Here is a 21952-nt window from a genome sequence, read left to right as displayed (position 1 = left end):
CCCCGATGACGTCAACACCCTCTAACGCCGTCATGCTGGAGTGCCGTGGGCTCACCCGCATTTACAGCGAAGGCCCTCAGGATCTCACCGTACTGGATCAGCTTGAACTGACCGTCCGTGCCGGTGAACGCGTTGCGATTGTAGGAAGTTCGGGTTCAGGCAAGACCACGCTGTTAAACCTGTTGGGCGGCCTAGACCGCCCGAGCAATGGCAGCGTCGTGATTGGCGGTGAGGCACTTTCGGGCCTGAATGAAGCCGCGCTGGGCCGCTTCCGCAATCAATATATTGGTTTTGTTTATCAGTTCCACCATTTGCTGGCGGAATTTACGGCGGTGGAGAATGCTGCGCTGCCGCTGATTATTCGCGGCCAGTCTAAAAAAGTGGCTGAACAGCGCGCTATGCAGATCCTAGAGCGGGTGGGGATGAAAGCGCGTGCCGACCATAAGCCGGGTGAGCTATCGGGCGGTGAGCGCCAGCGAGTGGCGATTGCCCGGGCGCTAGTGACCGACCCCAGCCTCGTATTAATGGATGAGCCGACCGGTAACCTGGATCAAACTACCGCAGCGTCTATTCTGGCGCTGATGGATGAGCTGGCCAAAGAGAGCGCCTGTGCATTTGTGATTGTGACTCACGATGTGGGCTTGGCTGCCCATCAAGACCGTGTCATGAAGCTGGATGGGGGGCGCTTGGTCGCTCAGGCATAGCGATGCACTAGTTTAGTCGTCAAACTCTGATTCGATGCGAGCCCTGCGCCGCCGTCTTTTAAGGCGGCGGCGCTTCCAGTTATGGGAGACGTGCCAGCGCCAGATAAGGCGAATGCCAATGTTAGCGACGACCGCAAGCACAATCGCAGTCATCAGAGAACCCAGTAGCAGCGGTGGCAAGATGTCGTGCATCTGCTCAGCTATCCAGCGGGTTGAGATGCGGGAAGGGGCCTCCCGCGCGGGCGCCCCAAGCAAAAAAGTGCCTATTCGATAATTCACATAAAAAATCAGCGGCATGGTAAGTGGGTTGGTGACCCACACAAGCCCTACCGAAAGTGCCAAATTGCAACGACTTAGCCGCGCACCCAGAGCCGCCACCACCATCTGAAAGGGGATGGGTAGCATCGCGCAAAACAGCCCGACGCTAAACGCGTTCGCAACGCTGCGTCGAGTTAGTAGCCATAAGCCCGGATCCGCAATCAGCGGTGCCATAAAGCGCAACGAACGCTGGCGCCTTAGCGTATCGGGTTTTGGCATGTAGCGCTGCAGGAAACGGCGCGGCATGTCAGGTACTCTTACTTTAGATCGTTTCTATTATCCATATAGCGTAGGGCTTCGGCTACGGCGTGCGCAGTAATGGTTGAGCACCAGGGAGGGGCGGATGGGGCAGGGCATTGCAATGCCCGCGGCATTAGCAGCGCTTGGCGGTAGCCTGTTGGCTTGGTGGGCCGGTGGGCAGGGCGGTACATGGCTGCTGCCACTGGTCCTCATGATGGCGGGGCTAAGCGTTGGCGTATGGCGGCCACGGGCCCTAGTATGGTTGCTCTTAGGCGGGTCCGTTGCCTTTAGTATTCAGCAGGAGTGGGTGCGTCGGCTGCCCGTTGGGCTGAGCGGGCAGGATATAGCGGTGCATGCCAAAGTGACCGCTGTACAGCAGCAGTCAGGGGTTCAGCGGTTGCGATTGAGTATCGAGCGCTGCACAGCCCCTGCCCATCTTCCCCGTTGTGATCAATTAAACAGCGTTCGGGTGAGCGCTTACGACCATGAGCATGAGTATGTGGTTGGCGAGCGCTGGCAAATGACGCTGCGCTTACGGCCGCCCTATGGCTTTATCAACCCCAATACTTTTGATTATGAGCAGTGGTTATGGCGTGAAGGCATCCACGCTACTGGATATATTCGCCCCGATCCTGCGCCGCAGCGGCTTACGCACGCTTCTCCTCGGCTGCGCCAATTGGCATCCGACTTTCTAGCACAGCTGCCTTTAGAGGCACGTACCCAACGCTGGCTGGCCGCATTGACGCTTGGCGATAGCGAACAGCTTAACCAAGATGACTGGGCGCTGTTAAACGCTACGGGTACCACGCACCTCGTGGTGATCTCGGGCCTGCATGTGGGGCTGGTGGCGTCATTCGTGCTGCTGCTAGGGCGTTATGCTGCGCGTGTCGTTTCGCCTACCAACTGGCGGCTGCGCACTTGGCCCTGGTGGCTTGCTGGCGCGGCCGCCGTTGGCTACGCCGTGTTGGCCGGGTTGGCGCCACCGGCAATGCGCGCGATGATTATGACGTTGCTGGGGTTGTGGGTTCTAAGTGGCCGCCATGCACCGGGGCCCTGGCAAGCTTGGTGGCTTGCACTGGCACTGGTGCTGATAGTTGACCCGCTAGCACTTTGGCGGCCTGGGTTGTGGCTCTCGTTTATGGCGGTAGGGTGGCTGATTATTATCTGGCAGGGTCGGTCCAGGCCGCGCGGTGTAAAAGGCTGGTGCTGGGCACTGCTGCGTTCTCAACTGTTATTGGCCCCTTTAATGGCCGCAGCGGTGTTGTTTGCCTTTGGGCGTGTAGCCCCTACGGCCCCTTTGATCAACTTAGTGGCGGTGCCATGGGTCAGCTCGGTCATGGTGCCTACCGCGCTACTCGGCTGGCTGCTGTCACCCCTTCCGTTTGTTGGTCTAGTGCCCTGGTGGGTGTTTGAGCAAGCCTTAGCGGTATTTCATCAGCTGTTGGTTGTCGCTGTGGAAGCCGCACCGCTCTGGCAGCCTCCCGCGCATTTGGCCTATCCATTGGCGGGGAGCTTGGTGCTGCTGTCGCTGTGCTGGGGCTTGCCCGCCGTGCCGCGTTGGTTACGCGTGGGTGCGGCGGTACTCTTGGTGACAATTCCCTGGTGGCCGAGAGAGCAGGCGATTCCGCCGGGGCAGCTTCACGTGACGGTTTACGATGTGGGCCAAGGGCAGTTAATAGAGCTGCGCAGTGCCAATTTTCGGCTGCTCTATGATACGGGGCCACGTTTTCGCAGTGGCTTTATGCCCCTGCAAAGCCTATGGCCCCCAGGTCAAGATTTTGACCAAGTAATGGTCAGTCACGCGGATACTGACCACGCCGGAGGCGTAGATGCGCTACTAGCGGATCACCAAGTAGCGCAGTGGTGGGCGCCAGCAGGGGAGTCGCTATCTATCCCAAGCCAGCGCTGCGAGCAGGGGCAACGCTGGCAGCGTGACGGTATTACGTATCGAATACTCTGGCCACCGAGCGGTGAGAACACTCTATCCTCTAATGATCGCTCTTGTGTGTTAGCAGTGTATGCGGGTGAACATAGCCTGCTGATCACCGGTGACGTAGGGAACCAAGTGGAGCGACAGCTTCTACCGCAGCTGAATGGCAACGTGAGTGTATTGGTGGCGGGCCACCACGGCAGCGGCACCAGCTCGGGTGTTCAGTTTGTGCGCGAGACGCAGCCACATCACGTGGTTTTCAGCGCTGGGCGAGACAATGCGTTCCGCCACCCTGCCGACGACGTTGTGCGGCGCTTTCGGCAGCAGCATAGCTGCCTATGGAACACCGCCCAGGACGGCGCGCTTAAATTTACGCTGATACCACAGCAGCCAGTCACCTTTCAGCCACTGCGGGCCTTGGCAGGTGGCCATAAGCGGTGTTGAAGCGCGCCACCATCAGGTAGAATCGCCCACACTGCACACTACTGCTGGGAGCGCGTGTGACTGATTCAGGTTGGATGCTATATAAACGGTTATTGGGTTACGTTAAGCCACACTGGCGTGCGTTTGCGCTGGCGGTGGTGGGTTTTGTGATTTACGCAGCTTCAAGTACCGCGCTGGCGGAAATGATGAAGCGGCTGATTGATGGGATTCAAAACCCAGACGCCGATTTTCGGTTTTTCCTGCCGCTGTTTGTAGTACTCATGTTTGCCTCTCGCGGGCTGGGCACTTTTCTGAGCACCTACTTTATGGCCTACGTGGGGCGCTATGTGATTCATACGCTGCGCTGCGATGTGTTTGCCCACTTACTTCACCTGCCGGGTCGTTTTTTCGATCAGCACTCCAGCGGCCACTTGGTATCAAGGGTCACTTACCACGTTGAGCAGGTAGCGGGTGCAGCGACCAATGCGGTGACGATCATCCTGCGTGAGGGGTTGTTTGTCGTGGGGCTGGTAGGCTATCTATTCTGGACCAACTGGATGCTAACGCTGCTGTTTTTGGGTGTTACTCCGATTATTGCCGGTGTGGTGAGCTATGTGAGCAAGCGCTTTCGGCGTATCTCCAAGCGTATTCAACACTCCATGGGCGATGTGACTCATGTGGCTTCTGAGGCGCTTTCGGGCTATCGCGTGGTACGTACCCACGGCGCAGAAGCGTACGAGAAACAGCGTTTTGAGCGCGTGAGTGAAGAGAACCGTCGCCAGAGTATGAAAGAGGCCATGACCCGAGCGGTTAGTTCGCCTGTCGTGCTGATGCTGGTGGCGATCTCTATGGCGCTGCTAGTGTGGCTGGCCATGGCGCCCTCGCTGATGGAAAACATGACGCCGGGGGAGTTTGTCGCCTTTATCACCGCCGCTGCCCTGATGATTAAGCCGGTGCGCCAGCTCACCGAGATTAACAGCGAGATTCAGAAGGGCATCGCAGCGGCCTCTGAGCTGTTTGGCCTGTTAGACCTCACCCCTGAACAGGATGAAGGCTCTCTCATTCCCAGCAAGCTAACGGGCAATGTGGTGATTGAGAACGTCAGTTTCCGCTATGGTGACGACCAGCCCAGCGTACTGCACAACGTGAATCTTAACGTTGCTCCCGGCGAGCTGGTGGCTATTGTGGGCCGCTCGGGCAGCGGTAAATCAACGCTCGTCAGCCTGCTGCCGCGCTTCTATTGCCCCAGTGAAGGGCAGATTTTGATTGATGGCGTGAATGCCGATGAGTACGCCTTAGGGCCGCTGCGCCAGAATATTGCCCTGGTGTCCCAGCAGGTCACCCTGTTTAACGCCTCCATTGCTGACAATATTGCTTACGGAGTGGCTGACCCAGACCCGGCCGCCATTAAGGCGGCTGCCGAGGCAGCCTACGCCAGCGAGTTTATTGAAAAGCTGCCAGAAAGTTACGCCACGGTCGTCGGCGAGAATGGGGTGATGCTCTCGGGTGGGCAGCGCCAGCGGCTCGCCATCGCCCGGGCCATTTTTAAAGATGCGCCCATTTTGATTCTGGATGAAGCGACCTCCGCACTGGATACCGAGTCAGAGCGCTATATCCAAAAAGCGTTGGAGCACGTGTGTAAAGGGCGCACCACCCTGGTCATTGCTCACCGACTCTCCACCATTGAGCGTGCCGACCGCATTCTAGTGATGGATCAAGGGCGGATTATTGAGCAGGGGACCCATCAGGCGCTGCTTGAAAAAGGTGGGGCCTACGCCGCGCTGCACCAGCTTCAGTTTCAGGAGAGTGAATGAGCCTTGCTCAGCGCTGGATAAAGGCTGCCTATGGCGGCAGTAACTGGCTAGCACCGCTCTATCCGTTGGGTGGTTTATACCGTTATTTTATGGAGCGGCGAGCACAGTGTTACCGCGAGGGAAATAAACCAGTTTGGCAAGCACCGGTGCCGGTGATCGTGGTGGGCAATATTACGTTAGGCGGTACGGGTAAGTCACCGCTTGTGGCCTGGCTTAGCCGTTGGCTGGTACAGCAGGGATTTTCACCCGGTATCGTCACCCGCGGCTATGGCGGTAAAGCGCCGCACTATCCTCTGTTAGTAACGCCTTCTACAGACCCAGCGCATAGCGGTGATGAACCACTGATGCTGGCACAGCAAACCGGAGTGCCGGTGGTGGCGGACCCGCAGCGAGCGCGGGGTGCTGAAAGGTTGGTGCAACAGGGCTGCGATGTACTGATTAGCGATGACGGCTTGCAGCACTTGGCCTTAGGGCGCGATATTGAGCTGGTGGTTATCGATGGTGCTCGCGGGCTAGGCAATCAGCGCTGCCTGCCCGCTGGGCCTTTAAGAGAAGCGCCCGGGCGACTTGCAAGTGTGGACGCTGTGATTGTCAACGGAGCGCTACAACGCCCGCTGGAAATATCTAGTGTGGCTATGCAGCTGGTACCTCAGCGCTGGCGCCAGCTGCCTACTGGGCAGCACTATCCGTTGCAGCCGCTGCCATTTGCGCTGCCGGTGCATGGGCTGGCAGGTATTGGCAACCCTCAGCGTTTTTTCAATACGCTGCGGGAGTTAGGCGTGGAAGGGGAGATGCATCCCCTGGCAGATCACCAGCCATTTGATGAACACACGTTTCAATTTATGCCGCCACGACCAATCATTATGACGGCGAAAGACGCCGTAAAGTGTCAGGCGTTTGCACCGTCTGATAGCTGGGTATTAGAGGTGGAGGCACAGCTTCCACAAGCATTTGAGGACTGGCTGGCAAACAAGCTGTCCGTACTGACACAAAGGGGATGCACCGATGGATAAGGAACTATTGGCAATGCTGGTTTGCCCGCTCTGCAACGGCAAACTGAAGTATGATCGTGACGCCCAAGAGCTTTGCTGCCATTACGACGGTTTAGCCTATCCCATACAGGATGGCATTCCTGTCATGCTGCCTGAAGAGGCACGGCAAATGGATGCTGATGAAAAGTTACCTACCTCGCCTGGCCGCACCGGAGAGGCGTGATGTCTGATGTTACGCCGCAATTTATTGCCGTTGTACCCGCTCGTTTTGGCTCCTCTCGCTTGCCGGGCAAACCGCTATTAGAGATCGCCGGTGAGCCCATGGTGGCCCATGTGTGGCGGCGAGCCTGTCAAAGCCAGGCCAACCGCGTAGTGGTGGCGACAGACGATACGCGGATTCGCGATGCCATGCTGCCCTATGGGGCTGACGTAGTGATGACTCGCGATGACCACCCCTCGGGCACTGACCGGCTCGCCGAGGTCTCCGACCATCTAGGCCTAAGTGATGACACGCTGGTCGTGAATGTGCAGGGGGATGAGCCGCTGATTCCTCCGGCACTTATTGATCAGGTCGCACTGCGCCTGGCGGATGACCCCGAGGCGGCGATTGCCACCCTAGCCGAGCCGATTGCGGATGTTGATACGCTGTTTAACCCTAACGTGGTGAAGGTCGTGCGGTCGCTACAGGGGCGGGCGCTCTACTTCTCGCGAGCGCCGATTCCCTGGGACCGCGAGCACTTTAAAGCGCAGCCAAGCCTACTAGAAACCGATGCTTGGCTGCGCCATATTGGGATCTACGCCTACCGAGCGAGTTTCTTAGCCGCCTATCGGGATCTAGCGCCCTCCAGCCTGGAGCAGTTGGAGCAGTTGGAGCAGCTTCGGGCACTACAGCATGGCTACGCTATTCAAGTGGCGCTGGCGAGCGCGATAAACCCCGCCGGAGTCGATACGGAAGAGGATTTGGCGCGGGTAAGGTCGCTGTTGTCTGCCGAGCGTGAAGGAGGCATTTCATGACGCGTGTTCTCTTTGTTTGCCTGGGCAATATTTGCCGTTCACCAACCGCGGAGGGCGTTTTTCAGCAGGCGCTCGACCGTGCAGGGTTAAGCAAACGCGTGGAAATCGACTCCTGCGGTGTTGGCAGTTGGCATGTTGGCAAAGCGCCCGATCCCCGTGCCCAGGCAGCTGCGCTGCGTCGTGGTATCGATATTAGCCATCTGCGCGCCCGTCAGTTAAAAGCGAGTGACTTCCTGGAATTCGACTACGTGCTGGGCATGGACAGCGATAACCTGGCGGCGATGCAGGCGCTAAAACCGGCCGACAGCCAGGCTAAGGTAGGGCTGTTGTTGGAGTATGCAGGACTCGCGAATACTGATGTTCCTGATCCTTATTACGGCGGAGAAGCGGGCTTTGAGCAGGTATTGGATATGATTGAGCAAGCCAGTACCGGACTAATTGCAGAGCTGACCTGTGGGCGCTAATAGCTTGGGTGGGGCATCCGTCTGGGTGGACCTCACTACAGCCAATACGTTTCGCCTACCTTGCCAAGCGGCGCGCTACATTGCACCGACAACGCTCTCTAGCCTGCAGGCCGCCTTGTATAGCGCGCGTATTCATCAGTGGCCAATTACCCTGCTAGGCGGTGGCAGTAATGTGCTGCTGCCACCAACGCTTCACGGTATGGCGCTTCGCCCGGCACTTCGCCATTGGTGGCTGGAGCGCAGTGGTGATGACGTCACCGCCTATGTGGGTGCCGGTGTGAGCTGGCATGCCTTGGTAATGGCATTGGCGACGCATGGCTTGTGGGGGGTTGAAAATTTAGCGTTGATCCCTGGCGATTGCGGCGCTGCACCGGTACAAAATATTGGTGCTTATGGTGTCGAGCTCAGCGATGTGTTGAAAGCAGTCCAGGTTGTCGAGTTGGCCACTGGCGAGATGTACTGGTTGAACGCTGATGCGTGCCAGTTTGGCTATCGCGACAGTATTTTCAAGCGAGCACTAGCGGGTAAGGTAGTGATCATCCAACTTGCGCTGCAGCTGTCCGCCACGCCGAGGCCCGTGCTGGGTTATGGCGATTTGGCGGCTCGCGTGTCGGAGTCACCGACCCCTTTGTCCGTGGCTCAAGCGGTCTGTGCGATTCGCCAGGAAAAATTGCCTGACCCAGCTGTGCTAGCGAATGCGGGCAGTTTCTTCAAGAATCCGCTAGTGAGCAATGAGCATACGCATCGGCTGTTGAAGGAGTATCCAGACATGCCGCATTTTCCTCAGCCCAATAACCAAACTAAGCTGGCAGCAGGCTGGCTGATTGACCAGTGCGGCTTAAAGGGGCAGCGCCTGGGAGCATTTGGCGTCCATGAGCGCCAAGCGTTAGTGCTGGTGCACTTTGGGGGAGGAGATCGCCCAGGACTGCTGAGTTTTGCAGACACTATTGCTCAGACCGTGTTTGATCGGTTTGGTGTATTGCTAGAGCCAGAACCGCGGGTGATCTAACGTCTGCTTATTTTTACCACCCATAAAAAACCCCGCCGAAGCGGGGTTTTTTGTTGCGAGCACTTACTCTTGCGAGTTTTGCTGTGCCTGCTGCTTGCGTAGTTCGCGCGGGTCGTTATGGGCACGACGGCGACGACGCGGTTTTGGCGCCTCCTCATCAGCTGTCGGGGCCTCGCTAACGGGCTCTGCCGCTGGTGCATTGTCGGCGGGTTGCGCTGAAACGTTCTCTTGCTCTTCTGGAGCAGGGGCCGCTTCCATCTTGGTAGCCGTCTCGTCGTGAGCTTCAGCAGCTGGCTGCTCGCTCGCTTCTGTTGAAGGCTCTTGATCCGCCGCCGGTGAAGGCGCTTTCGCGGTTGAGGACTCTTCACTGACTGTTGGTGCTGAAGCTTCTTCATCCGTAGAAGCCGCTGCTTGGGCGTTGGCAACCGGAGTGTCTTTAACGCTGTCCTGCTCAGCAGTCTCAGCAGTCTCATTCGCTACTGTCTGAGTCTGAGGCTCTTCCGTGGGCACTGTGCTTTCAGCAGCAGCTTCTGCCGTACTTGCTTCTGCAGCTGCGTCATTCGCTTTCGGCTCGCGCTCTGCGACGTGCTCGGCAGCGGTTTGCGGCGCTTCCGTGGCGTCTTGGGCTGCGGTTTCTTGAGCCACCGGCGGCTGTTCCGCTTTGAGGTCGTCAGTTTGAGCATCGGCGGCCTTGGTCTCGTCAGCGTTTGGCGCGCTCAAGGCTGCTGCATCGCTGCTGTCAGCCGCTGGTGTGCTGGTGGCTTCGTGCTGCACTGACTCAGGATGAGCCTGACGGCGCTGGCGTGTCGACTTGCGCGCTTTGGCGGCGCTGTTGGCCGGGCGCTCAGCAGTTGTGCTGTCATCCGCTGCCGCTTGAGCCTGCTCGGCGCTATCGTCTTTTTCGCTGCTTACTTGCTCAGTTGCTGGCTTGTCAGCCGGTGTTGGCGATGCTTCCGTGTTGTTGTCAGGCGCGCTAGCGGCTTCAGATGTCGCTGTGGCTGCCGGGGCTTCTTGGGGCTGAGGTGCCTGCTCCGCTTCTGCCTGCAGCTTCAGCTGTTCTGCTTCCGCTTGAGGGTTTAGCGCCTGCTTGCGCGAACGATGACGCGGGTTGTTACGCGTACGCTTCGGCTTGCCGTCGTCTTGCTTGCTGTTGTCAGCCTGGGCCGTAGGCGTGCGTTCATCGCTTTTGGGCTTGGCATCACGTGGCTTGTCACGACGGTTATCCGGCTGGGTGGCAGGCTTGGCTGCCTCCTCTTTAGGAGCGTCCTTGTTTACGGGCTCTTTCTGATGCGTGTTTTTCGCGCTCTCTTGGGCCTTGGCATCGTCCTGCTGCGGATGACGACGACGGTTGCGGGTGCGGCTGGGGCCGCTGCGCTTATCGCTTGCATCGTCACTGCGAGGAGTGGCATTACCGGATGGCGTGCTGCTGCGCTGCTCGTTTTTGGCCCTGGTGTCGCTGCGCTCCTGAACAGGTTTGGAGCGGCGTTCACTGCGTTGCGGGCGGCTACTCTTCGGCTGTTCAGTCTGCTTACTTGGTGCCTGGGCTTCCTGAGCTGGCTGCTGGCTGCCGTCATCGCCGCCCAGCAGTTTAGCAAAGCCGCGGATAAAGCGGCCAAGCACGCTGGGCTGTTCAGCAGTAGCGGCGGGTGCAGGGGTGGCTGCAGCCGCTTTAGCAGGCGTTTCTTCTGTTTGTAGCGATGCCGGTGCTGGGGCGTTGTGTACTACGCTCTTAACGGCCGCTTCGGCCCGCTGTGCAGGCGGTGCAAAGCTAGGGTCAGGTTCTTTGCCAACATCGGTGTCGGTAGACAGCTCGAAGCTGGAGAGCGTATGGCTCTCGTCTTCGTCCAAATGGTCATCCCGCAGGCGCTGAACATCGTAGTGCGGAGTATCCATTTCTGGGCTGGGTAGCAGCACCACGCGAACGCCTTGGCGAGACTCGATATCTGCCAGTACGCTGCGCTTTTCATTTAGCAGGTAAGTGGCCACCGGTACCGGCAAGATGGCGCGAATCTGCGCGCTGCGCTCTTTCATTGCCTCTTCTTCAATCAGGCGCATTATCGAGAGCGATAGTGAACGCACGTCGCGGATGGTGCCTTGGCCGTTACAGCGTGGGCACACTACGCCGCTTGTTTCGCCCAGGGAGGGGCGTAGGCGCTGGCGCGACATTTCCATTAAGCCAAAGCGTGAAATGCGCCCAATTTGTACCCGAGCACGATCTAGCTTCAGAGCATCGCGCATGCGGTTTTCGACTTCACGCTGGTTGCGCGCAGGGCCCATGTCAATGAAGTCGATCACGACCAAGCCGCCAATATCTCGCAAGCGAAGCTGACGGGCAATTTCGTCGGCCGCTTCGGAATTGGTTTGCAGCGCTGTTTCTTCGATATCGCTGCCCCGCGTAGCACGCGCGGAGTTGATGTCGATGGACACCAGAGCTTCAGTGTGGTCGATTACAATCGAGCCACCAGAGGGCAGTTTTACTTCCCGCTGGTAAGCGGTTTCAATTTGCGACTCAATCTGGAAGCGAGAGAAGAGGGGGACCTCATCTGCGTACAGCTTAATTTTCTGCTGGTAAGAGGGCATCACCTGGCGGATAAATGCCAGCGCCTCGGCGTGAATCTCGGGGCTGTCGATCAGCACCTCGCCGATATCCTGACGAAGGTAGTCGCGCATGGCGCGAATGATGACGTTGGATTCACGGTAGATTAAGAACGGTGCAGAACGCTTACCGGCTTCTGTGGTGATGGACTCCCATACCTGAACGAGATAATCCAAGTCCCACTGAAGCTCTTCTGGGCTACGGCCAATGCCTGCGGTGCGAACAATGAGGCCCATTTTGTCGGGCACAGTAAGTTGGCCCATGGCGTCTTTTAACTGGCTGCGATCATCCCCTTCAATACGGCGCGAAATACCGCCCGCACGAGGATTGTTGGGCATCAAGACGAGGAAGCGACCTGCCAAGCTAATAAAGGTGGTCAGCGCTGCCCCTTTGTTGCCGCGCTCCTCTTTATCGACCTGAACAATGACTTCTTGGCCTTCTTTGAGCACTTCTTTAATGCTCGGACGGCCAGAGACATCTTTGACAAAATATTCGCGGGAGATTTCTTTCAGCGGAAGGAAGCCGTGGCGCTCAGCGCCAAAGTCAACAAAAGCAGCTTCGAGCGAGGGTTCTACACGGGTGATTTTACCCCGATAAATATTGGCTTTTTTCTGTTCCCGAGCGCCAGATTCAATATCTAAATCATACAGGCGCTGTCCATCTACCAGTGCGACCCGCAGCTCTTCCGGCTGGGTCGCGTTAATTAGCATCCGTTTCATGTTGTCTCACGTAGCATGGCGTGCCGAAGCGCTTTTAAAGGCTAGCGTCGGCGAATCGCTGGGTGCTGCGTGCTTGTGCTCGGCGCATGGTTATGCTGACGCATTAAGCCGGGAAGGCAGTTTTGCCGACCCGGCCGAAAGGGCGTTGAGTACGTGGCGGCGGCAGAACATGTTTCGGTGGCTGTCACGTCCATCCGGCTCTGCTGACACCGCCCACACCTGGCATTCATCGATTCACCAACGCCGGTATCGGCACAGCGTTGATCTTTGCGCCCCAGAATTGGCAGTGCCTTGTGACGAAAAGGGGCTGCCACTCTGAAGCGTAACGTTTATTTAGTGACGGGCCTGCCGTTGCTGGCATGACCTGACGCTCTCTGTCGTTACCCATTTACTTAACGGCAGAGTTACTACATTTCAATACGTGATAAGCAGGTAGTGCGTACACTGATCCATGCTTTTTCGCTCTGACCTGCGTGTTTGTCGGGCAGGTGCGAAGGCAAAACGTGGGCAATCATTCGCCATACAAGGATTATATAAGCGGGCCACGTTCGGCCCGGCCACGTTGGCCGATGAGCGCTTTGGAATATAACAGTAAAGACAACCACCAGCAATTGACGCAATGCCGGTGGGTCTACGTTAGAATGCCGTTTTTAGCCTGACGTTAAAGAATGTCACCAGGAGTGCGCGGCAATGTCCGAAGGGCGTGAAGTACAGTGGGTGGATATCGCCCCGGAACAAGCGGGTCAGCGAATCGATAATTTTTTAATGACCCGGCTAAAAGGTGCACCTCGTGCATTGATCTACCGCATCGTGCGTAAAGGTGAGGTTCGGGTCAATAAGAAACGGGTAAAAGTGGATTATCGCCTGCAAGCGGGCGATTTAGTACGTGTTCCGCCACTGCGCCTAGCGCCTAAAGAGGCGGTGAAAGAGGTGAGCGATAATCTGCGCGACCTGCTTGTCGGCAGCGTCATTATGGAAGGGCCCGACTGGATGGTGCTGAATAAGCCGTCAGGCTTAGCAGTCCATGGTGGCAGTGGCGTTAAGATTGGTCTCATCGAGGCGTTGCGCCAAGTGCGGGACGACCTAACGTTCCTGGAGTTAGTGCACCGCCTGGATCGTGATACCTCAGGTTGTTTGCTGCTCGCCAAGTCTCGCGATGCGCTGGTAACCCTTAATGAGGCGTTGAAAAAGCACGGCATGGATAAGCGCTACTTGGCGCTGGTGGCCGGGCGCTGGCCGGCCCGTAAAACTTATGAAAGTGCTCGGTTGGACCGTTTTGATGCAGGTAACGGCGAACGGCGCGTGCGGGTAGATCCCAACGGTAAAGTGTCGCGCACCCACTTCTCTGTAGTGGAAACCTTTGAAAAGGTCACGTTAATTGAGGCTGAGCCCGTTACGGGGCGCACACACCAGATTCGTGTGCACGCAGCCCATGCTGGCCATGCGCTGCTGGGGGATGATAAGTACGCTACTCGTGAGAGCGGCTTGTTAACCAAGCAGCTGGGGTTGGGGCGACTTTTCCTCCATGCACGCTCGTTAACATTCCCCGAGCCTGGCAATGGCAGGCCGGTGACGGTAAAAGCGCCGCTTCCGGAGGCGCTTGAAGAGACGCTCAAGCGCGCACGTCAATAAAAGAGAACTGTTATGCGCTATGAGCTAATTATTTTCGATTGGGACGGCACACTCATGGATTCTGTGCCGAAGATTGTTTCCTGTATGCAAGCAGCAGCGGCAGACGCTGAATGGGGTGAGCTTGAAGTCAGCGCCATTGAAGACATTATTGGGCTGGGTCTTCCTGAGGCGATTGCCAAACTCTGCCCAGGCATTGAGCCAGAGCAGGCGGAGCGCTTGCGCCAGCGCTATTCCCATCACTTTGTTCATGGTGACACTACGCCTATGCCCTTTTTTGATGGGGTTGAAGCGCAGTTGGCAAGGCTGAGAGAGCGGCCCCAGCAGCGGCTTGCGGTGGCGACGGGTAAGAGCCGTCGTGGGCTTGATCGGGTTTTTAATGAAACAGGTAGCGGGGGGCTGTTCCACACTAGCCGGACTGCTGACGAAACGCGCTCTAAGCCCCACCCGCAAATGCTGCTAGAGATTTTGGCTGAGCTTCAGGTTCCAGCAGAGCGAGCGGTAATGGTGGGCGATACTGAGTATGATCTTGAAATGGCGCGTGCTATCGGTATGGATCGGGTGGGCGTAACTTACGGAGTGCATACTCCCGCTCGGCTAGCCGCTAGCCAGCCGGTGTGGGTCGCTGAAGACGTGCCGTCGCTATTTGACTGGCTGCGTCATGCATAAGGGCGTCCTTAAACGAAGAGTAGGAGCTGACGATGAGTGATGAGCAGCAGCGCGGTGGTGACAGTGAAGAGGCTTCTCAAGGTGAAGATCAGCGTGGTGTTCATGATCGCTGGACCCAGGGGCCGGATGTCTCCACCAAGGCACAAGAGTCTCCGTTGCCAGGTGGGCAGGATGACGATGCGGAAATACTCAGAGAGCGTCAGCGCCTAGCGCAGCTTGAAATGATGGATCGCTGGATTGGTGGCGTCTTGACCGAGCAGCGTAGAACACGCCGTTGGAAGCTGTTTTTTCGGCTGATGCTGCTGGCGCTAGTGCTGGTATCACTCACGGTTACGTTATATCGCGTGTTTTTAGCCGAGCCGTCAGCCGCGGTGCCTGCGCAGCAACATCTTGCATTGGTGGAAGTGCATGGCGTGATCGCCAACGATTCGCCCGCTAATGCTGAGCGTATTATTCAAGGGTTAAACCGGGCTTGGGAGAGTCAAAGCGCGTCGGCAGTGGTGCTGCATATTGATAGCCCTGGTGGAAGCCCAGTGCAGTCGCAGCGTATTTACTCGGAGGTTATGCGGCTGCGTGAGCAGGGAGATAAGCCGATTATTGCCGTGATCGAGGATATCGGTGCCAGCGGGGCGTACTATATTGCCGCTGCGGCGGATGAGATAGTGGCATCTCCCGCCAGCTTGGTGGGCTCCATTGGGGTGATCTATGCCGGTTTTGGCTTTCAAGAAGCTATTGATGAGCTGGGCGTCGAGCGGCGGGTGATGACTGCAGGCGAGAACAAGGCGTTTTTAGATCCATTCCAGCCCTTGGATGAGGAGGTGGCTCGTTTCTGGCAGAGCGTGCTCACTCAAACTCATGAGCAGTTCATCAATGATGTACAGGCTGGGCGTGGTGATCGTTTGAGTGATAGCCCGGAGATCTTTTCCGGGCTGATCTGGAGCGGTGAGCAGGCGCTTGGCTTGGGGCTGGTCGATGAGTTGGCAAGCCTTGAACAGGTGGCGCGTGCTCAGGTGGGTGAGGCATCATGGGAGAACTATACGCCCCGCCTGGATCCCTTTGAGCGTCTAACGCGGCGTTTTACCCAGGCCGCAGCGGAAGTGCTTGGCTTGCACAGTAGTCATGCGCCTATAAAGTTTCAGGCGCAGTAGCATTAGGCATCGCCAAGCGGGTTCATGCCTGCTTGGCGAAGCATGTCGCACAAGGCAATCAGCGGCAGACCGATCAGCGCATTGGGGTCACGCCCCTCTAAGCGCTCAAACAGAGCAATGCCTAAGCCTTCCATGCGAAAACTGCCGGCGCTATCCACTGGCTGCTCTATTGCTACGTAGCGCTCAATCTCCCGCTCGCTCAGCGTGCGGAACACCACGTCAAACGGTTCGATATGGACCTGATGGCGCTGGTGGCGCGTGTCTAATAAGGCCAGGCCAGTTAAAAAAGTGACTCGTTGGCCTGAGAAGCGGGCTAAGTTAGCGCGGGCCCGCTCCGTAGTATGGGGTTTGCCGAGAATATCCCCTTCAAACAGAGCAATCTGATCAGAACCAATAATGCAGTGATTGGGGAAACGTTCCGCGACGGCATTAGCCTTGCTCAATGCTAGGCGGTGAACGAGTGCCTTTGGTGACTCGTCTGGAAGTGGCGTTTCGTCAATATCGGGCGAGTAGCATTGGTAGGGCAGGTGTAGCCTGTCCAGCAGCGCTTGGCGGAAGCGCGAGCTGGAGGCGAGCACAAGAGGGGCGTTTTGCGTTTGCGGCACTATCGTCTCCTTGTGGCCTGAATGGCGCAATATGTACTGGCAATGAGTGTAGCGAAAGCCCAGCGGCATGCCTATTGACGCTGTTTTCATCGATAAACCGATAAGAATTATGCCATGAGCTTTGACACCAGGAGGGCGAGTGCCTATCATTGCGCGCCTATGTTGACCTCACAACTCCCCAGCCGGGTTGAGCCTTATAAGCTTGCAGCCCGCCGCGAACGACTTGAAGGCTTAGTGGCGCTGAATAAGCTGCCCCGCCTCGCTGAAGAAGCGGGTGACCAAACCGGCGACTGTCACGTCGTGCTTGGGTTTGGTGTAGATGCCCAAGGCCGTCGCGAAATTCGTGGCCATTTGCAAGCGACCCTGGCGCTGCCTTGTCGCCGCTGTATGGTGCCGCTTAGCCAAGACGTTTCCAGTGACTTCCTGCTTGGAATGATTACCGACGAAGCCTTGGCGGCCGAGCTGCCTGCCAGTCATGAGCCGGTGCTGGTGGAAAATGAACAGCTGGACTTGCTGACGGTAGTTGAGGATGAATTAATCCTCAGCCTACCGCAGGTGGTCTATCACGATGAGACCGAATGCCATGTCTCGGCGGAGCAGCTGGTCAGCAAGACCGAAGGCGCGGCGGATGAATCCGCTTCAGCCAAGAATCCTTTCGCGGTGCTCAATGCTTTGAAAAGCAGTGGCGCTTTGAAAGGCAAAAAGTAAGCATCACTTACCCTACATACCTTGGAGTAAACACCCATGGCAGTTCAACAGAACCGTAAAACTCGTTCCAAGCGCGGCATGCGTCGTAGCCACGATGCGCTGAGCGCACCGACTCTTTCCCAGGATAAAGAAACCGGTACCACTCACCTGCGTCACCACGTTTCTCCGGATGGTTTCTACCGTGGTCGTAAGGTAGTTGAGGTTTAATCCTTAACTCTCTAACGAGTGGCGAAACAGAGTGGGTGCATTGCGCCTAGCGATTGATGTCATGGGGGGTGACCAAGGCCCTCGTGTCATCATAGAAGGCTCTGCAAGGGCAGTGATTGAACGTCCTGACCTAGAGCTCGCTCTGTTTGGCCCGCGTCAGCGTGTTGTCGCTGAGCTTTCGCGCTTGCCGCAGCCCTTGGCTGCGGCAGCGTCACGTTTAGTCGTCTGCGATGCGCCTGATACTGTGTCACAAGATGCTTCTGCTGCCTGGGCGTTACGCTCTGGGGGTAAGACCAGCATGGTGCATATGTTGCGTTATGTGGCACAAGGTTATGCCGCAGCGGGTGTTTGTGCAGGAAACACAGGTGCGCTAGTTGCGCTTGCAAGGCGTGAGCTTGGGATGCTGCCAGACTTTTCCAGACCTGCTATCAGTACGGCGATTCCTGCACGGGGTGGTCGTCGCTGCTATTTGCTGGATTTAGGTGCAAATGTGGATTCGCCCGCATCACGGCTAGTGGATTTTGCCATGATGGGTGCGGCAATGGCGCAATGTATGGATGGTATTAATTGCCCTCGGGTCGCGCTATTGAATGTTGGCGCGGAAGCGACCAAGGGCAGTGCGACGGTGCGAGAGGCTGACCGGCTGCTGCGTGAGCGCGCTACCACATTAAGTTTTGCTTATCAGGGGTATGCCGAAGGTGGTGACATCTTCCAGGGCGATATTGATGTCATGGTCTGCGATGGCTTTGTTGGTAACGTGGTGCTCAAGGCGAGCGAAGGTTTGACCCGTATGCTGGTGGAGCGTGTGCAGATGGCGTTTGAGTCACGCCTATGCGGGCGCTTAGCAAGTTTACTGGCCAAACCTGTGCTGAAGCGGCTAAAGCAGGAGCTTGACCCCGTTCGTTATAATGGCGCAAGCCTACTTGGGTTAAAACGTATTGTGGTGAAAAGCCATGGTGGCGCCCGTGCAGATGGGTTCTACTATGCTATTCAGCGAGCGCTGCAGGAAGTAGAGCATGACTTGCCTACTCAGCTTGCCAAACACTGGGCTTAGCTCAGTGGGCAGATGAGTGGGTTACAGCAATGCGTTGCACGACTTTTGCGGGTTATCGGCGGCAGTAGGATGTGCCAACAGCCGTTTTATAACGGGGCCGATAGCCACGCCTATCGCTCAACTGAGCAAATGCCTACAAGAGCAAAGGTGAACGACATGTCTCAACCCCTTGCCCTCATTTTTCCCGGGCAAGGCTCTCAGCAGCTTGGAATGCTGCGAGAGCTAGCCGAGCGCTACAGTGTGGTGGGAACGACATTTGAGGAAGCGTCTGACGCGCTGGGCTACGATTTATGGAAAGTAGTCCAAGAAGGGCCGGAAGAAGCGTTGAATTCCACGGCTTGCACGCAGCCTGCGCTGCTGACATCAAGCGTTGCCATCTGGCGCGTCTGGCAGGAGCTGGAAGGCCCTCGCCCCAGCGTGATGGCGGGCCATAGCCTGGGTGAGTATAGCGCTATGGTCTGTGCGGGCGTGATGGGCTTTGCAGAGGGTGTCCAACTGGTGCGCCTGCGCGGAGAGGCAATGCAAGAAGCTGTACCTGCTGGTGAAGGCGGAATGGCCGCCATTCTTGGGCTTGATGACAGCGCGGTGGAAGCCGCTTGCACAAGCGCTGCCCAGGGCGATGTCGTTTCTGCAGTTAACTATAACTCCCCGGGTCAGGTCGTCATTGCTGGTAGCAAAGCAGCCGTTGAGCGTGCCATTGTTGCTTGCCAAGAAGCGGGCGCTAAGCGTGCACTTGCCCTCCCTGTGTCTGTTCCTTCTCACTGCGCGCTGATGCGACCTGCTGCTGAGCGTCTTGCCGAAGCGATGCAGGCGATTGAGCTACGTGCCCCTCGCTATACTGTTATTCAGAACGTCGATGCCCAGGCACATGCAGATGTTGATACGCTGCGCACTCGTTTAATTGAGCAGCTCTACCAGCCGGTGCGTTGGTCCTCCTGCGTAGAAGCAATGTCTGAGCAAGGTGCTAATGTCTTCATTGAGTGTGGCCCAGGCAAAGTGCTGACAGGTCTTAATAAACGTATTGTGCGCGGTGCCAAGGGGCTAGCGGTGAATGACCCCGATAGCTTGGATGCAGCGCTTGAGCTTGCGCGAGAAACATTAGCAGGTAGTGCGTGATAAACGGCTATTTTCAGCTACCCTTGCTTAGTTCAGTGGAAGGAAACGTGTTATGACGCAAGAAAAACGAGTTGCCTTGGTGACCGGTGCGAGCCGCGGCATTGGTCGCGCTATCGCCCATGAACTGGGCCGCCAAGGGCGTATTGTCATCGGCACAGCGACCAGCAAATCTGGCGCAGAAAAAATCGATGCCGACCTGAAAGCTAACGGGGTTGAAGGCGCTGGTATGTGCCTGAACGTGACGGACCAAGCGAGCATTGATGAGGTCCTGAAAACCATTGGCGAGCGTTTTGGCGCCCCGACTATTTTGGTTAACAATGCGGGTATCACTCGTGATAACCTCCTGATGCGGATGAAAGAGGAGGAGTGGGATTCCGTCATGGATACCAACCTCAAATCTGTATATCGCGTCAGCAAAGCGTGTCTTCGTGGCATGACCAAGGCGCGTTTCGGGCGGATTGTATCGATCAGCTCTGTAGTGGCAACCATGGGCAACCTGGGCCAAACTAACTACGCTGCTGCTAAGGCAGGTATGGAAGGCTTTAGCCGGGCGTTGGCGCGAGAGGTTGCTTCCCGTGCCATTACCGTAAACGCCGTTGCGCCTGGTTTTATCGCCACCGACATGACCGAAGCGCTGCCTGAAGCCCAGCATGAAATGCTGCTAAAGCAGATTCCGCTGGCACGCTTAGGTGGGCCGGAAGAGATCGCCGCAGCGGTTGGCTTTTTAACCAGCGATGCCGCAGGCTATATCACTGGTGAAACGCTGCACGTGAACGGCGGTATGAATATGCGTTGATGGCCTTAGGCTTGGCGGTTGCGTCAACTTAAGGGCGTCTATAAACTACCCCGCAGCTTTTGGCTTGCGGTTTCCAAATAGCTGGTTATCTCTAACAGCTAATGTGAACGACTGGAGTACGTTGATGAGTACTATTGAAGAGCGCGTTAAGAAAGTTGTGGCAGAGCGCCTGAACGTTAAAGAAGAAGACATCCAGAATAGCTCTTCTTTCACTGAAGACTTGGGTGCCGACTCTCTGGACACCGTTGAACTGGTGATGGCTTTGGAAGAGGAGTTCGATACTGAAATTCCTGACGAAGAAGCTGAAAAAATCACCACGGTTCAAGAAGCCATCGACTACGTAAACGCCCACCAGTAAGGGCGCGGTCGACGCTGTGAACCAGGGTGGGGTGCTCACCCATCCGTCTTAAAAAAGCCGTCCTGATATGGGGCGGCTTTTTTGCTTTACGCTCACAATGAATATAACGTTCAATCTCCGTTATACTAGTCACCAAATTTCTGCAGCAAATGACCCAGATGGGTCGTGTCACCATGGATGCCTGGAGGAAACTGATGGCGCGAAGAAGGGTAGTGGTAACTGGGTTAGGCCTGGTGACCCCAGTGGGCAATAGTGTCAATGAGTCGTGGGCGAACATTGTCGCCGGTAAAAGCGGCATAGCGTCTATTGAGCACTTTGATACCAGTGGCTTCAATACGCGGTTTGGCGGTTCGGTAAAGAATTTTGATATCAGCCCTTACCTGAACCCCAAAGACGCTCGCAAAATGGATCTGTTCATTCAGTACGGTATGGCTGCCGGTGCTCAGGCGGTACAGGATTCAGGGATAGAGTGCACAGAGGAGAATGCTGAGCGAATCGGCGTGGCGATTGGCTCTGGAATTGGCGGGCTGCCAATGATTGAGCATAACCATAATGCGCTCAATAAAGGCGGTGCACGTCGGGTATCACCGTTTTTTGTGCCTGGTTCTATTATCAATATGATTTCCGGCAACATGGCGATCCAGCACGGCTTTAAAGGGCCGAATATTGCGATTACCACGGCTTGCACCACCGGTACCCATAATATTGGCTACAGCGCGCGCACCATCGCCTACGGCGATGCGGATGTCATGATTTGTGGCGGCGCAGAAATGGCCACCACACCATTAGGTTTGGGTGGCTTCTCTGCCGCGCGCGCGCTCTCAACGCGCAACGAAGACCCGCAAGCAGCGAGCCGTCCTTGGGATGCCGACCGCGATGGCTTTGTGTTGTCTGATGGTGCAGGGGTGCTAGTGCTAGAAGAGTACGAGCATGCGAAAGCCCGTGGCGCCACTATCTACGCGGAGCTGGCTGGCTTTGGTATGAGTGATGACGCCTACCATATGACCGCTCCGCCCGAGGATGGTCGCGGTGCCGCACTCTCCATGCGCAATGCGATTAAAGATGCCGCTATTGATCCGGCAGACGTGCAGTATATCAACGCCCATGGCACATCAACTGCTGCCGGCGATTTGGCTGAAAGTCGCGCTATTGAAAAAGTGTTGGGCAGTGCGGCCCAGCAGGTGGCCGTTAGCTCAACCAAGTCGATGATTGGCCACCTATTGGGTGCCGCCGGTGCGGTAGAGGCGGTATTCAGCATTCTAGCAATCCGTGACCAGGTCGCCCCGCCCACCATCAACCTGGATAACCCCCAGGAGGGCTGCAACCTCGACTACGTACCCCATACCGCGCGGGATATGCGTATTGATATCGCGCTCTCCAACTCGTTCGGGTTTGGTGGCACTAACGGCTCCCTGCTGTTCAAAAAGGTATAACTTTTT

Annotated in this window: 21 protein-coding genes; 18 read left to right on the top strand and 3 right to left on the bottom strand. The window is 56.9% G+C overall.

The features are described 5' to 3' along the window. Positions 1-5 precede the first annotated feature (5 nt). On the top strand, positions 6-704 hold the full coding sequence (locus L1249_RS00920; protein ID WP_044629202.1) for an ABC transporter ATP-binding protein: 699 nt from the start codon (positions 6-8) through the stop codon (positions 702-704). Positions 705-716: 12 nt separating this feature from the next. On the opposite strand, the gene L1249_RS00915 is transcribed toward L1249_RS00920, so the two are convergent. Then, entirely contained in the window at positions 717-1268 is a 552-nt protein-coding gene (locus tag L1249_RS00915) for a DUF2062 domain-containing protein (RefSeq protein WP_044629203.1), read from the bottom strand. A 97-nt stretch (positions 1269-1365) separates the two neighbouring features. Between L1249_RS00915 and L1249_RS00910 the strand changes: the two genes are divergently transcribed. Genes L1249_RS00910 through murB form a run of 7 tightly spaced genes read left to right on the top strand, consistent with a single transcriptional unit; the run spans position 1366 to position 8908 of the window. Next, positions 1366-3636 carry a DNA internalization-related competence protein ComEC/Rec2 gene (locus L1249_RS00910; protein ID WP_058577889.1) on the top strand — a complete coding sequence of 757 codons (2271 nt, stop codon included), beginning with the start codon at positions 1366-1368 and terminating at the stop codon, positions 3634-3636. Between the two features lie 56 nt (positions 3637-3692). Then, positions 3693-5429, top strand: coding sequence for a lipid A export permease/ATP-binding protein MsbA (gene msbA, locus L1249_RS00905; protein ID WP_044629205.1), 1737 nt, complete (start codon positions 3693-3695; stop codon positions 5427-5429). Continuing rightward, positions 5426-6442 carry a tetraacyldisaccharide 4'-kinase gene (lpxK, locus tag L1249_RS00900; RefSeq protein WP_044629206.1) on the top strand — a complete coding sequence of 339 codons (1017 nt, stop codon included), beginning with the start codon at positions 5426-5428 and terminating at the stop codon, positions 6440-6442. The genes msbA and lpxK overlap by 4 nt, the downstream gene beginning before the upstream one ends. Then, entirely contained in the window at positions 6435-6644 is a 210-nt protein-coding gene (locus L1249_RS00895; RefSeq protein WP_044629207.1) for a Trm112 family protein, read from the top strand. The genes lpxK and L1249_RS00895 overlap by 8 nt, the downstream gene beginning before the upstream one ends. Beyond that, a complete protein-coding gene (gene kdsB, locus L1249_RS00890) occupies positions 6644-7435 on the top strand; it encodes a 3-deoxy-manno-octulosonate cytidylyltransferase (protein WP_044629208.1) in 792 nt (263 codons plus the stop codon). Before L1249_RS00895 ends, kdsB begins: the two co-directional genes overlap by 1 nt. Then, entirely contained in the window at positions 7432-7899 is a 468-nt protein-coding gene (locus tag L1249_RS00885; RefSeq protein WP_044629209.1) for a low molecular weight protein-tyrosine-phosphatase, read from the top strand. The genes kdsB and L1249_RS00885 overlap by 4 nt, the downstream gene beginning before the upstream one ends. A gap of 25 nt (positions 7900-7924) precedes the next feature. Continuing rightward, positions 7925-8908: a UDP-N-acetylmuramate dehydrogenase gene (gene murB / locus L1249_RS00880; protein ID WP_228168418.1), complete on the top strand. Its 984-nt coding sequence runs from the start codon at positions 7925-7927 to the stop codon at positions 8906-8908. A gap of 63 nt (positions 8909-8971) precedes the next feature. Here murB and rne read toward each other — a convergent pair whose 3' ends face one another. After that, positions 8972-12223: a ribonuclease E gene (gene rne / locus L1249_RS00875; protein WP_228168417.1), complete on the bottom strand. Its 3252-nt coding sequence runs from the start codon at positions 12221-12223 to the stop codon at positions 8972-8974. Positions 12224-12913: 690 nt separating this feature from the next. Here rne and L1249_RS00870 point away from each other — a divergent pair. The 3 genes from L1249_RS00870 to sppA are packed head-to-tail and all read left to right on the top strand — an operon-like array spanning position 12914 to position 15669. Continuing rightward, positions 12914-13855 (top strand): RluA family pseudouridine synthase, encoded by a 942-nt coding sequence (locus L1249_RS00870; protein ID WP_054645061.1) that lies wholly within the window; start codon positions 12914-12916, stop codon positions 13853-13855. A gap of 12 nt (positions 13856-13867) precedes the next feature. After that, the gene (locus L1249_RS00865) at positions 13868-14521 is read left to right on the top strand and encodes an HAD family hydrolase (protein WP_054641056.1); all 654 of its coding nucleotides are present in this window, start codon (positions 13868-13870) and stop codon (positions 14519-14521) included. Between the two features lie 32 nt (positions 14522-14553). Continuing rightward, a complete protein-coding gene (gene sppA / locus L1249_RS00860) occupies positions 14554-15669 on the top strand; it encodes a signal peptide peptidase SppA (protein WP_058577891.1) in 1116 nt (371 codons plus the stop codon). 2 nt (positions 15670-15671) lie between these two features. On the opposite strand, the gene L1249_RS00855 is transcribed toward sppA, so the two are convergent. Further along, complete coding sequence (locus tag L1249_RS00855) at positions 15672-16274, bottom strand: Maf family protein (protein WP_044629214.1); 603 nt, start codon at positions 16272-16274, stop codon at positions 15672-15674. A 159-nt stretch (positions 16275-16433) separates the two neighbouring features. Between L1249_RS00855 and L1249_RS00850 the strand changes: the two genes are divergently transcribed. The 7 genes from L1249_RS00850 to fabF all read left to right on the top strand — a co-directional run bounded on the left by L1249_RS00850 (position 16434) and on the right by fabF (position 21946). Then, a complete protein-coding gene (locus L1249_RS00850) occupies positions 16434-16982 on the top strand; it encodes a YceD family protein (protein WP_044629215.1) in 549 nt (182 codons plus the stop codon). Positions 16983-17018: 36 nt separating this feature from the next. Continuing rightward, positions 17019-17189: a 50S ribosomal protein L32 gene (rpmF, locus tag L1249_RS00845; protein WP_009099300.1), complete on the top strand. Its 171-nt coding sequence runs from the start codon at positions 17019-17021 to the stop codon at positions 17187-17189. 40 nt (positions 17190-17229) lie between these two features. Then, positions 17230-18243 (top strand): phosphate acyltransferase PlsX, encoded by a 1014-nt coding sequence (plsX, locus tag L1249_RS00840; protein ID WP_058577974.1) that lies wholly within the window; start codon positions 17230-17232, stop codon positions 18241-18243. A gap of 156 nt (positions 18244-18399) precedes the next feature. After that, positions 18400-19359: an ACP S-malonyltransferase gene (gene fabD / locus L1249_RS00835; protein ID WP_054645062.1), complete on the top strand. Its 960-nt coding sequence runs from the start codon at positions 18400-18402 to the stop codon at positions 19357-19359. Between the two features lie 52 nt (positions 19360-19411). Further along, positions 19412-20155: a 3-oxoacyl-ACP reductase FabG gene (fabG, locus tag L1249_RS00830; RefSeq protein WP_058577892.1), complete on the top strand. Its 744-nt coding sequence runs from the start codon at positions 19412-19414 to the stop codon at positions 20153-20155. 124 nt (positions 20156-20279) lie between these two features. Beyond that, complete coding sequence (gene acpP / locus L1249_RS00825) at positions 20280-20513, top strand: acyl carrier protein (protein WP_008956801.1); 234 nt, start codon at positions 20280-20282, stop codon at positions 20511-20513. A gap of 194 nt (positions 20514-20707) precedes the next feature. Further along, a complete protein-coding gene (gene fabF, locus L1249_RS00820; protein ID WP_228168415.1) occupies positions 20708-21946 on the top strand; it encodes a beta-ketoacyl-ACP synthase II in 1239 nt (412 codons plus the stop codon). The last annotated feature ends 6 nt before the right edge of the window (positions 21947-21952 follow it).

Origin of the sequence: Halomonas sp. Cn5-12 (assembly GCF_021532545.1) — a bacterium.
In the GTDB taxonomy this organism is placed as follows: Bacteria; Pseudomonadota; Gammaproteobacteria; order Pseudomonadales; family Halomonadaceae; genus Vreelandella; species Vreelandella aquamarina.
This window is presented reverse-complemented; position numbering and strand designations above follow the sequence as displayed.